The following is a 13131-nucleotide window of genomic DNA, read 5'->3' as shown; positions in this document are numbered from 1 at the left end:
GCTCAGCCGTCTTCCTTGCCCAGCCAGCGATAGACCACGCCGCCGATCACTGCGCCAAGGATCGGCGCCAGCCAGAACATCCACAGCTGCTGCAACGCCCAGCCGCCGACGATCAGCGCCGGTCCGGTGCTGCGGGCCGGGTTGACCGAGGTGTTGGTGACCGGGATCGAGATCAGGTGGATCAGGGTCAGGGCCAGGCCGATGGCGATGGGCGCCAGCCCCGCCGGGGCGCGTTTGTCGGTGGCGCCGAGGATGATCACCACGAACATCAGGGTCATCACCAACTCACAGACAAAACCCGCGGCCATGGAATAGCCCCCGGGGGAGTGTGCGCCATAGCCGTTGGACGCCAGCCCCGAGGCCAGTTCGAACCCCGGCTTGCCGCTGGCGATGAAGTACAGCAGCGCCGCGGCGATCACTCCGCCGATCACCTGCGCGACGATATAGGCCGGCAGTTCCCTGGCCGGAAAGCGTCCACCCACCACCAGCCCGACGGACACCGCGGGGTTCAAGTGGCAACCGGAGATATGGCCGATGGCGAAGGCCATGGTCAGCACCGTCAGGCCGAAGGCCAGGGCGACCCCGAGCAGGCCGATACCGACGTTGGGAAAGGCCGCCGCCAGCACGGCGCTGCCGCAACCGCCCAGGACCAGCCAGAACGTACCGAGCAATTCGGTGACAGAACGTTTGAACAAAGACATGAGAGAGTCCTTGATAGGTCAACCTATCAACGCGATACAACTGTTATGCATCCCGCAGGTTAACTACAGGTTCCGCTCCGGAACCTAGGCTGAGTACAGCAGGCTTTCGGCGCAATTCCACTCGCCCATGAAAAACGCCAGGGCCCCCTGAAACCGGGGGCTCTGGCGCATTGTGCGGCAACTTTCTGTAGCTGATTAGCACCCTGTAGCCGCTGCCGCAGGACTCGCAAGGCGGCCGCCGCGTTTTACCAGACGAACCGCGAACTCCGGTTCTACGGCCCCTGCGGGGCCGATCGCAGCCTGCGGCAGCGGCTACAGAGGCTCAGTCGATGCCGACGAAGCCTCCGGTCTGGTGCTGCCACAGGCGCGCATACAGGCCGCCGTGGGCCAGCAGTTCGGCGTGGGTACCGGTCTCGGCGATGCGCCCCTGTTCCAGGACCACCAGGCGGTCCATGCGGGCGATGGTGGAGAGGCGGTGGGCGATGGCGATCACGGTCTTGCCTTGCATCAGGGTCTCCAGGCTTTCCTGGATCGCCGCTTCCACTTCCGAGTCCAGGGCCGAGGTGGCTTCGTCCATGATCAGGATCGGCGCATCCTTGAGCAGCACCCGGGCAATGGCGATGCGCTGGCGCTGGCCGCCGGACAACTTGACCCCGCGCTCGCCGACATGGGCGTCGAAGCCGGTGCGGCCCTGGGCGTCGGACAACAACGGGATGAACTCGTCGGCACGAGCCTTGCGCACTGCTTCCCAGAGTTCCTCGTCGGTGGCGTCGGGGCGGCCGTAGAGCAGGTTGTCGCGGATCGAGCGGTGCAGCAGCGAGGTGTCCTGGGTGATCATGCCGATGCGTTCGCGCAGGCTTTCCTGGGTTACCCCGGCGATGTCCTGGCCGTCGATGAGGATCTTGCCGCCCTGCAGGTCGTAGAGGCGCAGCAGCAGGTTGACCAGGGTTGATTTGCCGGCCCCGGACGGGCCGATCAGGCCGATCTTCTCCCCCGGGCGGATCTCCAGGTTGAGGTTGCTGATGACCCGGTTGGCCTTGCCGTAGTGGAATTCCACATGTTCGAAACGCACGCCGCCCTGGGCCACCGCCAGCTTCGGTGCCTGCTCGCGGTCGGTGAGTTGCAGGGGCTGGGCGATGGTCTTCAGGCCGTCCTCGACCATGCCGATGTTTTCGAAAATGCCGTTGATCACCCACATGATCCAGCCGGACATGTTGACGATGCGGATCACCAGCCCGGTCGCCAGGGCAATGGCCCCGGCGCTGATCAGCGACTGGCTCCACAGCCACAGGGCCAGGCCGGTGGTGCCGGCGATCAGCAGGCCGTTGAGGCTGGTGATGGTCACGTCCATGGCGGTGACCACGCGCCCGGCCAGCTGGCTCTTTTCGGTCTGCTCGGCGATCGCCTCGCGGGCGTAGCTCTGCTCGAAGTGGGTGTGGGCGAAGAGCTTGAGGGTGGTGATGTTGGTGTAGCCGTCGACGATTCGCCCCATCAGCTTGGAGCGGGCGTCGGAGGCGTCCACCGAGCGCTTCTGGATGCGTGGCACGAAGTAGCGCATGGCACCGATGAAGCCGGCGATCCACAGCAGCAGCGGGATCATCAGGCGCCAGTCGGCGTCGGCGAACAGCACCAGGGAACCGATGGCGTAGATGGTCACGTGCCACAGGGCATCGATCACCTGCACCGAGGAGTCCTGCAGCGAATAGCCGGTCTGCATGATGCGCTGGGCGATGCGCCCGGCGAAGTCGTTCTGGAAGAAGTTCAGGCTCTGGCGCAGCACGTAGCTGTGGTTCTGCCAGCGGATCAGGCTGGTCATGCCAGGGTTGATGGTCTGGTGCATCAGGAGGTCGTGCAGGCCCACCATCAGGGGCCGGAACAGCAGCGCCACCACCGCCATCCAGGCCAGTTCCAGGCCGTGGTCGGTGAACACCTGGACGCTGGGGGTGCCCTGGGCCAGGTCGATGATGGTGCTCAGGTAGCTGAACAGCGACACCTCGATCAGGGCCACGAACAGGCCCACCACCAGCAGGGCGACGAAGCTCGGCCAGACTTGCTTGATGTAGTGGAAGTAGAAGGGCAGGACCCGGTTGGGCGGGGTGGCGCTGGGAGCGTCGCGGAAGATGTCGATCAGTTGTTCAAAACGACGAAAGAGCATGGGGTCTGAAGCCCGGGGTACGGGCTCTCCTGTGCAGAAAACGGACGGGGCGCCGGGTAGGGCGCCGCCGTCGGGACAGGCTGCGAAGTATCAGTCGATACGCTTGGCCGACTTGATCAGTACCGGGTCGATCGGCACGTTCTGCATGCCCTGCTTGGTGGTGGTCTGGGAGTTGACGATCTGGTCCACCACGTCCATGCCGCTCACCACCTTGGCGAATACGGCGTAGCCGGCATCGCGGCCCGGGTCGAGGAAGGCGTTGTCGGCGACGTTGATGAAGAACTGGCTGGTGGCCGAGTTGGGGTTGGAGGTGCGGGCCATGGACAGGGTGCCACGCACGTTATGCAGGCCGTTGGAGGCTTCGTTCTTGATCGGGTCGCGGGTGTCTTTCTGCACCATCTGCGCGGTGAAGCCACCGCCCTGGACCATGAACCCCGGGATCACCCGGTGGAAGATGGTGTTGGTGTAGAAGCCGCTGTCGACGTAGTCGAGGAAGTTCTTGCTGGAGATCGGTGCCTTGACCGGGTCCAGTTCCACTTCGATCTTGCCGAAGCTGGTGTCCAGCAGGACGTGGGGCGCCTTGGCCGGTTGCGCGGCCATCAGGTTGGCCGCGAAGAGTACGGAGCCGGCGACGAGGGCGATTTTTTTCAGCATGGGTCAGTGATCCTGGGTGGTGGTGTCGACTGTGGTCATGAAGTCCAGCAGGGTTTGGTTGAAGCGCTGCGGCTGGTCCAGCGGCGTGGCGTGTCGGGAGTCCTCGATCACCACCAGCCGCGCGTCCGGCAGCAGTTTGACATAAGCCTCCTTGAGCGCCACCGGGGTGTAGTCGCGGTCGGCGCTGACGACCAGGGTTGGACAGGTGATTCGTGACAGACGTTCCTGAACCCCCCAACCGACGATGGCGTCGAAGCTGGCGAGATAAGCACGTTTGTCGTTTTTTGCCCAGCGCTCGGCCATCTTCTGCCGCAGCTCGCCCTGCTCCGGCTTGGGAAACAGCCGCGGGCCCAGGGCCTTGCCGATGGCGCTCGGGCTCAGCACCCGGGCCAGGCTCCAGCGCTTGAACCACTGCCAGTAGTCGTTGGCGCTGCGCAGCTTGACCTCGGGGCCGCTGTTGACGATGCACAGGCTCTTGAGCAACTGCGGCTGGTCCACCCCCAGCTGGAAGCCGATCATGCCGCCCATGGACAGCCCGACGTAGTGGGCCGGGCCCAGGTTCAGGTGCTCGATCAGCGCCACGATGTCGGCGGTGAAGCCTTTGATGCTGTAGCGCTCCCGGGGCTTGTCGGAGCGCCCGTGGCCGCGGATGTCCGGGACGATCAGCCGATAGCGGGCCGAGAGCGCGGGGATCTGTTTTTCCCAGTCCAGGGCGCTGGAGCCCAGGCCATGGACCAGCAGCAGGGGTTCGCCCCGGCCGTATTCCTCGTAGTGCAGGGTGCAACCTTCATGCTCGAAATAGGCCATGGCAGAACTCCTGTTCTGGTGGGTGGGGCGTCAGGCTTGCTCGGGGGCGGCAAAGGGCGCATCCAGGGGCGCGGTGTCGAAGGTGCGCAGCAGCTCCACGAGGATCTGCGTCGCCGGGCCCAGGGGTTTGTCCTTGTTGGAGTAAAGGTAGAAGGTCGGGTGGCGGCTGCCGCCCTGGTCCAGGGGCAGGACCTTGAGCAGGCCTTCGCGCAGCTCGCGCTCGATCAGGTGCCGGGGCAGCCAGGCAAAGCCCAGGCCGCTGCCGACGAAGGTCGCGGCGGTGGCCAGGCTGCCCACGGTCCAGCGCTGTTCGGCGCCGAGCCAGCCGACATCTCGCGGTTGCTGGCGGCCGGAGTCGCGGATCACCACTTGCAACTGGCTTTCCAGGTCCTGGAAATGCAGTTCCCGCTGCAGGCGGTGCAGGGCGTGTTCCGGGTGGGCCACGGCGACGAACTCCACCGAGCTCATCTCGGTACCCAGGTAGCCGGGAATGTTGAAGCCGCTGATGGCCAGGTCGGCCACGCCTTCGAGTAGCACTTCCTCGACCCCGGACAGCACTTCCTCGCGCAGGCGCACGCGGCAGCCACGGCTTTGCGGCATGAAGGCGGTCAGGGCGCGTACCAGGCGCGCGTTGGGGTAGGCAGCGTCCACCACCAGCCGCACTTCGGCTTCCCAGCCCTGTTCCATATGGTGGGCCAGGTCTTCCAGTTGGCTGGCCTGCTTGACCAGTTGCCGGGAGCGGCGCAGCAACACGCCGCCGGCTTCGGTGAGCACTGCCTTGCGGCCGTCGATGCGCAGCAGCGGCACGCCGAGCTGGTCCTGCATGCGGGCCACGGTGTAGCTGACCGAGGACTGGGACCGGTGCAGCGCTTCGGCGGCCTGGGCGAAACCGCCGTGGTCGACCACCGCCTGCAGGGTGCGCCATTGATCCAGGGTCACGCGGGGCGCTTTCATGAGGGGCTCCTCTTGTCCTAAGCTGGCGCTCCTTACTGGAGACTGCCGAATGAGAAAATTCTGTTGTGTGTTGCTGGCTCTGTTGCCCTTGAGCGCCTGGGCCTATCCCATCGAAGTCGAGAAGCAGCTCAACGGCCAGAGCATCGATTACACGGCCTATGACACCGATGAAGACATCGGCTCCATCCAGTTGAACAACTACGGCAAGAGCGATGCGCTGTGCTCGGTGGTGTTTCGCAATGGCCCCGAAGCGCCGCGCACCCGCAAGGTGGAAGTCGCCGCAGGGCAGAGCAAGAACGTTACCGCCAAGTTCAATCGCAAGATCATCAAGCTGCGCCTGGACCTGACCTGCCAGGCCAAATGATCGAAGTGGGCCCGGCCCGGCCGGTTGCTGCAGGGCTGGCTCCGCTTATAAACGAATTTGTTGATTGGTTATAGCAGTTATTTGCGCTTTTTCATCGATATCACTCTGTTTAATCTGCGCTCCATCGACTTACGCATACCCCGATGGAGATTTGTGCCATGTCCCGCGTCCTGATCATTGAAAGCAGTGCCCGCCAGCAGGATTCCGTATCCCGCCAGTTGACCCAGACCTTTATCCAGCAATGGCAAGCCGCCCACCCGGGTGATTCGATCATGGTACGCGACCTGGCCCGCAACCCGGTGCCGCACCTGGATGCCAACCTGCTGGGGGGCTGGATGAAACCCGCCGAGCAGCGCAGCGCCGCCGAGCAGGACTCCCTGCAACGCTCCAATGAATTGACCGAGGAATTGCTGGCCGCCGACGTCCTGGTCATGGCCGCGCCGATGTACAACTTCGCCATTCCCAGCACCCTCAAGGCCTGGCTCGACCACGTACTGCGCGCCGGGGTGACCTTCAAGTACACCGACACCGGGCCCCAGGGCCTGCTCACCGGCAAGCGTGCCTACGTGCTTACTGCCCGCGGCGGTATCTACGCCGGCAGCACCGCGGACCACCAGGAACCCTACCTGCGCCAGGTGATGGGCTTTATCGGCATCCACGATGTGGAGTTCATCCACGCCGAAGGCCTGAACCTGGGGGGCGATTTCCACGAGAAGGGCCTGAACCAGGCCAATGCCAAGCTGGCCCAGGTGGCCTGAGCCCCGACTCTTGAGCCCAGGCGCCGCTCAGCGAAGGGCAGGGCGGCGCCGTTAATCCGCAGATAATCCACCGGTGTTCAAGTAGCGCCTGCGCATCCCCTTCAAGCCGGTTCGCGCATCGAACCTCCCTTTGTACTGGTTGCTCCTTCAGTACCGACGCCCGATTGCACGCCTAGCGAGATCGGGCTTTTTTTTGCCCGGGATTTCATCTGAGGGGGCAAAACCGCTATCGTCGCCGCCATTCAAGACGAGGCGAACATGGGCTATCTACTTTTTGTCACGCTGATCCAGGCGTTTTCCTTCAGCCTGATCGGCGAATACCTGGCCGGGCATGTCGACAGTTACTTCGCGGTGCTGGTGCGGGTGCTGTTGGCGGGGCTGGTGTTCATTCCACTGACCCGCTGGCGCCGGGTGGCCCCGGCCTTCATGCGCGGCATGCTGCTGATCGGTGCGCTGCAGTTCGGCATCACCTACGTGTGCCTGTACCTGAGCTTTCGCGTGCTGACAGTGCCGGAAGTACTGCTGTTCACCATCCTCACGCCGTTGCATGTGACCCTGATCGAAGACGCCCTGAACCGGCGCTTCAACCCCTGGGGCCTGCTGGCGGCGCTGGTGGCGGTGGCAGGCGCGGTGGTGATCCGCTACGACAGCGTCAACCCGGACTTCTTCATGGGCTTCTTGCTGCTGCAACTGGCCAACTTCACCTATGCCGCCGGGCAAGTGCTGTACAAGCACCTGGTGGCGCGCTACCCCAGCGACGAGCCGCACTACCGGCGCTTCGGCTACTTCTACCTGGGGGCGCTGCTGGTGGTGTTGCCGGCGTTCCTGCTGTTCGGCAAGGCCCACTACCTGCCCGACGCGCCGCTGCAATGGGCGGTGCTGCTGTTCCTCGGCCTGGTGTCCACGGCCCTGGGCATGTACTGGTGGAACAAGGGCGCGTGCCTGGTGACGGGCGCCACCCTGGCGGTGATGAACAACCTGCATGTGCCGGTGGGGCTGTTGATCAACCTGCTGATCTGGAACCAGCACGAAGACCTGGGGCGGCTGTTGCTGGGCGGGTTGGTGATTCTGGGGGCGGTGTGGATCAGCCGCCGGGGCGCGGCGCCGCGCCTGAGGCCCTAACCTGTAGGAGCCGGCTTGCCGGCGAAAGGGCCCGCAAGCGTTGCGTCTGGCCGGCCAACGCCTTCGCTGGCAAGCCAGCTCCTACCGGGTTACAGAGCCTGCTTCTCTACTGTCGGCACATGGCTGGCACCCAGCACCGCGGGCAGCAGGCCGGCCCGCAGGTCGGTGCCGCTGGGTTGCTGGTACAGGTTCAGGCCGAATTCCGGCATCACCGCCAGCAGGTAATCGAAGATATCCCCCTGGATGCGCTCGTAATCCACCCACGCGGTGGTGCGGGTGAAGCAGTAGATCTCCAGGGGAATGCCCTGGGCCGTGGTCTGCATCTGGCGCACCATGCAGGTCATGTTCGGCTGGATTTCCGGGTGGCTCTTCAGGTACGCCAGGGCATAGGCGCGAAAGGTGCCGATATTGGTCATGCGCCGGCGGTTGGCCGACAGCGCGGCGACGTTGCCCTGGGCTTCGTTCCAGCTTTTGAGCTCGGACTGCTTGCGCCCGATGTAGTCGGTGAGCAGGCGCACCTTGCTCAGGCGCACTTCTTCGTCGTCATGCAGGAAGCGCACGCCGCTGGCGTCGATGTACAGGCTGCGCTTGATCCGCCGGCCGCCGGACTGCTGCATGCCGCGCCAGTTCTTGAACGATTCGCTCATCAACCGCCAGGTGGGGATCGAGACAATGGTCTTGTCGAAGTTCTGCACCTTGACCGTGTGCAGGGTGATGTCCACCACGTCGCCGTCAGCGCCGACCTGGGGCATTTCGATCCAGTCGCCGACCCGCAGCATGTCGTTGCTGGTCAACTGTACGCTGGCCACGAAGGACAGTAGGGTGTCCTTGTAGACCAACAGGATCACCGCCGACATGGCGCCCAGGCCCGACAGCAGCAACAGCGGCGAGCGGTCGATCAGGGTGGCGACGATGATGATCGCGCCAAACACGTACAACACCATTTTCGCCAACTGCACATAGCCCTTGATCGAGCGGGTGCGGGCGTGTTCGGTGCGCGCGTAGATGTCCAGCAGGGCATTGAGCAGGGCGCTCAGGGCCAGGAGCTGGAACAGGATGGTGAAGGCCATGGCCAGGTTGCCGAGGAACAGCAGGCTGGTCTTGCTCAGCTCCGGTACCAGGTGCAGGCCGAACTGGATCACCAGGGATGGAGTCATCTGTGCCAGGCGGTGGAATACCTTGTTGTGGCGCAGGTCGTTGAGCCAGTGCAGGGCCGGCTGGCGGCCCAGCAGCTTGACCGCGTGCAGCACCAGGTAGCGTGCCACTCGTCCGACCAGCAGGGCGACCACCAGTAACAGGGCCAGGCCGATGCCGGCGTGCAGGAGAGGGTGTTGGTCGAGTGCTCCCCAGAGATCCTGGGTATTGAGCCAGAGCTGTTTGAAATCCATGGGCTAAAACGATTCTTCTATAAGGCACAGGAGGGGGATTAGAGCATTTAACCCTGGGAAAGTTACGGTTAAGGACAAATCGGTTAACAAAAAACCAACTCTTTGCCACCGTTTGCACAAAGAAACTCGGCCTTCGCGCTCGAAACCGGTACCCTATGCAGCTGTTTTTTTGCATATCTTCGAGGTAGCACCCGTGTTTTCCCAATTCGCCCTGCACGAACGCCTGCTCAAAGCCGTGGCCGAGCTTAAATTTGTCGAGCCGACGCCGGTGCAAGCAGCGGCTATTCCGCTCGCGCTGCAAGGGCGTGACCTGCGGGTGACGGCACAAACCGGTAGCGGCAAGACCGCGGCTTTTGTCCTGCCGATCCTCAATCGCCTGATCGGCCCGGCGAAGATCCGCGTCAGCATCAAGACCCTGATCCTGCTGCCGACTCGGGAACTGGCCCAGCAGACTCTCAAGGAAGTCGAGCGTTTCTCCCAGTTCACCTTCATCAAGTCGGGCCTGATCACCGGTGGTGAAGACTTCAAGGTCCAGGCTGCCATGCTGCGCAAGGTGCCGGACATCCTCATCGGCACTCCGGGGCGCATGCTGGAGCAACTCAACGCCGGCAACCTGGATTTGAAGGAAGTCGAAGTGCTGGTGCTCGACGAAGCCGACCGCATGCTCGACATGGGCTTTGCCGAAGACGTGCAGCGCCTGGTGGACGAATGCCCGAACCGCCAGCAGACCATGCTGTTCTCCGCCACCACTGGCGGCTCCGGCCTGCGGGAAATGGTCGCCAAGGTCCTCAACAACCCTGAGCACCTGCAACTCAACAGCGTCAGCCAGCTGAACGAAACCACCCGTCAGCAGATCATCACCGCCGACCACAACCAGCACAAAGAACAGATCGTCAACTGGCTGCTGGCCAACGAGACCTACCAGAAGGCCATCGTCTTCACCAACACCCGGGCCATGGCCGACCGCATCTACGGCCGCCTGGTGGCCCAGGACTACAAGGCTTTCGTCCTGCACGGTGAAAAGGACCAGAAGGACCGCAAGCTGGCCATCGACCGCCTGAAGCAGGGCGGGGTGAAGATCCTCGTGGCCACTGACGTCGCTGCCCGCGGCCTGGACGTTGACGGCCTGGACCTGGTGATCAACTTCGACATGCCTCGCAGCGGCGACGAATACGTGCACCGCATCGGCCGCACCGGCCGTGCCGGCAACGATGGCCTGGCCATCTCGCTGATCTGCCACGGCGACTGGAACCTGATGTCGAGCATCGAGCGCTACCTCAAGCAGAGCTTCGAGCGCCGCACCATCAAGGAAGTCAAAGGCACCTACAGCGGGCCGAAGAAGGTCAAGGCCTCCGGCAAGGCGGTGGGCGTGAAGAAGAAAAAGACCGACGCCAAGGGCGACAAGAAAAAGGCCGTGGCCAAGGCCCCGACCAAGCGCAAGACCGCCAATCGGCCCAAGAGCGACAGCCTGGTCAGCCAGGATGGCCTGGCGCCGCTCAAGCGCCGCAAGCCACAGGCCCCCGCCGCTGAATAAGCCTGGCGCCTGATGCAGATGAAAAGCCCGGACCTGGTCCGGGCTTTTTGCTTTGCGGGTGTCAGCTCTCGGCCTTTTTCTCGGCAGTGGCCAGTTCCTTGAGCCGCTGGTCGATCAACTGGCAATTGTCCGGCAGGTCCTTGCTGGAGGTGCTCAGGTCCATCTTCTGCAGTTCGGCGTTGATCTCCTTGGCCTTGGCCGGGTTCTGCTCGGTGATCTTGCTGACTTCCTGGGCCAGCTGTTCGCGCTTGGCGGTGGCTTCGTCCGGGGTGCAGGCCCAGGTGGGCAGGGCGAACAGCAGGCTGCTGGCGAGGGTAAGAATGCTCAGGTTCTTCATGGCGTAGGCCTCGTGATTCGGAACGGGCAGTCATCCGGTTGAGGCAGCGGAGGCAGGGAAAGTTCAGTTGGATTGAGCCGGTGGCCGCGGCTTTGATTGCCGTGCCTGATCAGGAATTCTTACTCGGCAATTCAGATGGATCTGATTTGCCGGCGCCGCCGATAGCTCTAGCATCCGGCCTTGTAGCAGGGCGCGTGCCCCGCAAAACCAGCCATCCATCGACGATGCTCGCGCTTAATTGACGTCAGAATGGTGGCACATTAACATCGCGCGCCCTTTCTCTACCCTTGCTGCCGTTTCGAAGGACCGAATATGTCTCTCTCCACCCTCGGGATGAGGTTGTGCTGTGCCTTGTCCTGCTTGCTGCTGGTCACTGCGCTGCCCAGCGCCACTGCCGCGCCGTTGCCGGGCCCGGCTTTCAACCCCGGCGACCAGGACCTGATCCGCGACCGCCAGAACCGCCTGCTGGAAGAACAGCAGCGGCGCCTCGAAGAACTCAAGGACCTGCCCGGCAAGAGCGCCGCGCCTGTAGCGCCCACGGCGCCGGCCGACAGCCGCTGCTTCCCGATCAAGGACATCCAGCTCAAGGGCGCCGACTCGCTGTCGGCTGCCGAGCGCGAGCGCCTGCTCCAGCCCTACATCGGCCAGTGCCTGGGGGTAGCGCAGCTCAATGAACTGCTCAAGGTCATCACCGACCGCTATATCGAAAAAGGCCTGGTCACCAGCCGTGCCTACCTGCCGCAGCAAGACCTCTCCAGCGGCCACCTGCAAGTGCTGGTGGTGGAGGGCAAGCTAGAAGGGCTCAAGGCCGCCGAAGACAGCAAGCTCAGTGCCCGTGAGCTGAACATGGCCTTCCCCGGCAGTAGCGGTGAGCTGCTCAACCTGCGGCAGATCGAACAGATGGTGGACCAGCTCAACCGCCTGCCGTCGAACCAGGCGCAGATGGAACTGGCCCCGGGCCAGGCCGTGGGCGGCAGCGAGGTCTTGGTCAAGAACAACGCGCAAAAGCCCTGGCGCGTTGGCCTATCACGCAGCAACGAGGGCCAGAAGAGCACCGGCGAGCAGCAGTGGGGCAGCTCCTTCGAATGGGACAGCCCCCTGGGGCTGGCCGACCAACTGGTGCTGCGCGGCGGCCACGACGCCATCAGCGACCACCAGAAAACCTCGCGCAACGCCATGCTCTATTACAACCTGCCGTTTGGCTGGTGGAACCTCAGCTACAGCTACAGCCAGAGCGAATACCGTTCTCTGGCCCAGGCCGTGGGCTTCAACTTCAAGCAGACCGGCGACAGCCAGAATCACCAGTTGCGCCTGGAGCGGGTGATCCATCGCGACGCCCTCAGCAAAACCTCGCTCAATACCGGCCTGAGCTACCTGCGCACCAACAACTACATCGAAGACAGCAAACTGAGCAACAGCAGCAACCGCCTCAGCGAGGCGCAGTTCGGCATCAACCATGGCCGGCGCATCGGCAGCGGTTTTCTCAACCTCGACCTGGGGCTGCAGGACGGCATCGGCGCCTTCGATGCCCAGCGTGAAAACCAGCGCGACCGTTTCGGCAACCGCCAGGCCAACGCCCGTTATCGCAAGTACAGCGCCACCGCCAGCTACCTGCAGCCGTTCAAGCTGGGGGAAGAATCCCTGGTGTTCAGCAGCCTGGTCACTGGCCAGCGCAGCGAGGACGTGCTGTTCAGTTCGCAACGCATGAGCCTGGGCAGCCAGTCCTCGATCCGCGGCTACAAGGACCAGAGCCTGAACGGCGACAGCGGCTACTACTGGCGCAACGACCTGCGCTGGACTCGTCCGGTGGGCTGGGACTGGCTGCGCCCGGTGTTCGCCGAATACGGCGCGGGGCTGGGCTATGACTTCGGCGCGATCCGCAACGACCGCTACAACGCCGAGCAGCATGGCCGGGTCTCCAGCGACTCCATCGAATTCTTCGCCCGGGGCAAGCACCTTGCCGCCAGCGTGACCTTTGCCCATTCCCTCGAACGGCCCGAAGCCCTGAGTGAACGGGAAGCCCCGATCTATTTCCGCCTGGACCTGTTCCTTTAACTCCGCTCTTTGCCCGAGATATACGACATGGACGCTCGTCAGTTCGCCTTTCTGGCCCGCCAGCCTTCCGCCACCCTGCAAGCGCGGGATACGTTCTGGGGGCTGTCCAAACGCGGTCTGGCGTTCATCCTGGCTAACGTGATGTTCTGGCAGCCCGTGGTGGCGATGGCCGACGGCATCGTGGTCAACGGCAGCGGCACAACACTGGGACAGGCCGGCAATGGCGTGCCCATCGTCAACATTGCCACGCCCAATGGCAGCGGCCTGTCGCACAACAAGTTCAGCGACTACAACGTCGGCCA

At 63.8% G+C, this 13131-nt stretch carries 13 protein-coding genes; 6 read left to right on the top strand and 7 right to left on the bottom strand.

The features are described from left to right. Window positions 1-2: 2 nt before the first annotated feature. The 5 genes from aqpZ to ACUXVH_RS16290 all read right to left on the bottom strand — a co-directional run bounded on the left by aqpZ (window position 3) and on the right by ACUXVH_RS16290 (window position 5271). Entirely contained in the window at window positions 3-701 is a 699-nt protein-coding gene (gene aqpZ / locus ACUXVH_RS16310) for an aquaporin Z (protein WP_011059878.1), read from the bottom strand. Window positions 702-1023: 322 nt separating this feature from the next. Then, window positions 1024-2856, bottom strand: coding sequence for an ABC transporter ATP-binding protein (locus ACUXVH_RS16305; protein WP_053149644.1), 1833 nt, complete (start codon window positions 2854-2856; stop codon window positions 1024-1026). Window positions 2857-2946: 90 nt separating this feature from the next. Continuing rightward, window positions 2947-3510 carry a peptidylprolyl isomerase A gene (locus tag ACUXVH_RS16300; RefSeq protein ID WP_011059880.1) on the bottom strand — a complete coding sequence of 188 codons (564 nt, stop codon included), beginning with the start codon at window positions 3508-3510 and terminating at the stop codon, window positions 2947-2949. A gap of 3 nt (window positions 3511-3513) precedes the next feature. Further along, window positions 3514-4317 carry an alpha/beta fold hydrolase gene (locus tag ACUXVH_RS16295; protein WP_011059881.1) on the bottom strand — a complete coding sequence of 268 codons (804 nt, stop codon included), beginning with the start codon at window positions 4315-4317 and terminating at the stop codon, window positions 3514-3516. A gap of 30 nt (window positions 4318-4347) precedes the next feature. Beyond that, window positions 4348-5271 (bottom strand): LysR family transcriptional regulator, encoded by a 924-nt coding sequence (locus ACUXVH_RS16290; RefSeq protein WP_011059882.1) that lies wholly within the window; start codon window positions 5269-5271, stop codon window positions 4348-4350. Window positions 5272-5320: 49 nt separating this feature from the next. Here ACUXVH_RS16290 and ACUXVH_RS16285 point away from each other — a divergent pair, with 49 nt between their 5' ends. The 3 genes from ACUXVH_RS16285 to ACUXVH_RS16275 all read left to right on the top strand — a co-directional run bounded on the left by ACUXVH_RS16285 (window position 5321) and on the right by ACUXVH_RS16275 (window position 7515). Further along, window positions 5321-5635 (top strand): hypothetical protein, encoded by a 315-nt coding sequence (locus tag ACUXVH_RS16285; RefSeq protein WP_011059883.1) that lies wholly within the window; start codon window positions 5321-5323, stop codon window positions 5633-5635. Between the two features lie 158 nt (window positions 5636-5793). Continuing rightward, entirely contained in the window at window positions 5794-6393 is a 600-nt protein-coding gene (locus ACUXVH_RS16280; RefSeq protein ID WP_065364366.1) for an FMN-dependent NADH-azoreductase, read from the top strand. A gap of 258 nt (window positions 6394-6651) precedes the next feature. Beyond that, window positions 6652-7515 carry a carboxylate/amino acid/amine transporter gene (locus ACUXVH_RS16275; RefSeq protein WP_041116582.1) on the top strand — a complete coding sequence of 288 codons (864 nt, stop codon included), beginning with the start codon at window positions 6652-6654 and terminating at the stop codon, window positions 7513-7515. An 89-nt stretch (window positions 7516-7604) separates the two neighbouring features. Here ACUXVH_RS16275 and ACUXVH_RS16270 read toward each other — a convergent pair whose 3' ends face one another. Then, a complete protein-coding gene (locus ACUXVH_RS16270) occupies window positions 7605-8903 on the bottom strand; it encodes a mechanosensitive ion channel family protein (RefSeq protein ID WP_011059886.1) in 1299 nt (432 codons plus the stop codon). Window positions 8904-9096: 193 nt separating this feature from the next. On the opposite strand from ACUXVH_RS16270, the gene ACUXVH_RS16265 reads away from it, so the two are divergent. After that, a complete protein-coding gene (locus tag ACUXVH_RS16265; RefSeq protein WP_011059887.1) occupies window positions 9097-10437 on the top strand; it encodes a DEAD/DEAH box helicase in 1341 nt (446 codons plus the stop codon). A 61-nt stretch (window positions 10438-10498) separates the two neighbouring features. Here ACUXVH_RS16265 and ACUXVH_RS16260 read toward each other — a convergent pair whose 3' ends face one another. Continuing rightward, the gene (locus ACUXVH_RS16260; protein ID WP_011059888.1) at window positions 10499-10774 is read right to left on the bottom strand and encodes a hypothetical protein; all 276 of its coding nucleotides are present in this window, start codon (window positions 10772-10774) and stop codon (window positions 10499-10501) included. Window positions 10775-11086: 312 nt separating this feature from the next. Here ACUXVH_RS16260 and ACUXVH_RS16255 point away from each other — a divergent pair, with 312 nt between their 5' ends. Continuing rightward, complete coding sequence (locus ACUXVH_RS16255; RefSeq protein WP_065364365.1) at window positions 11087-12829, top strand: ShlB/FhaC/HecB family hemolysin secretion/activation protein; 1743 nt, start codon at window positions 11087-11089, stop codon at window positions 12827-12829. A 27-nt stretch (window positions 12830-12856) separates the two neighbouring features. Next, a partial coding sequence (locus tag ACUXVH_RS16250) for a hypothetical protein (protein ID WP_445495391.1) occupies window positions 12857-13131 on the top strand: 275 nt, incomplete at its 3' end.

It is taken from the genome of Pseudomonas sp. 8(2025), assembly GCF_052665325.1.
The sequence above is the reverse complement of the archived record's forward strand: the minus strand, read 5'-3'. Positions and strand labels throughout refer to the sequence as shown.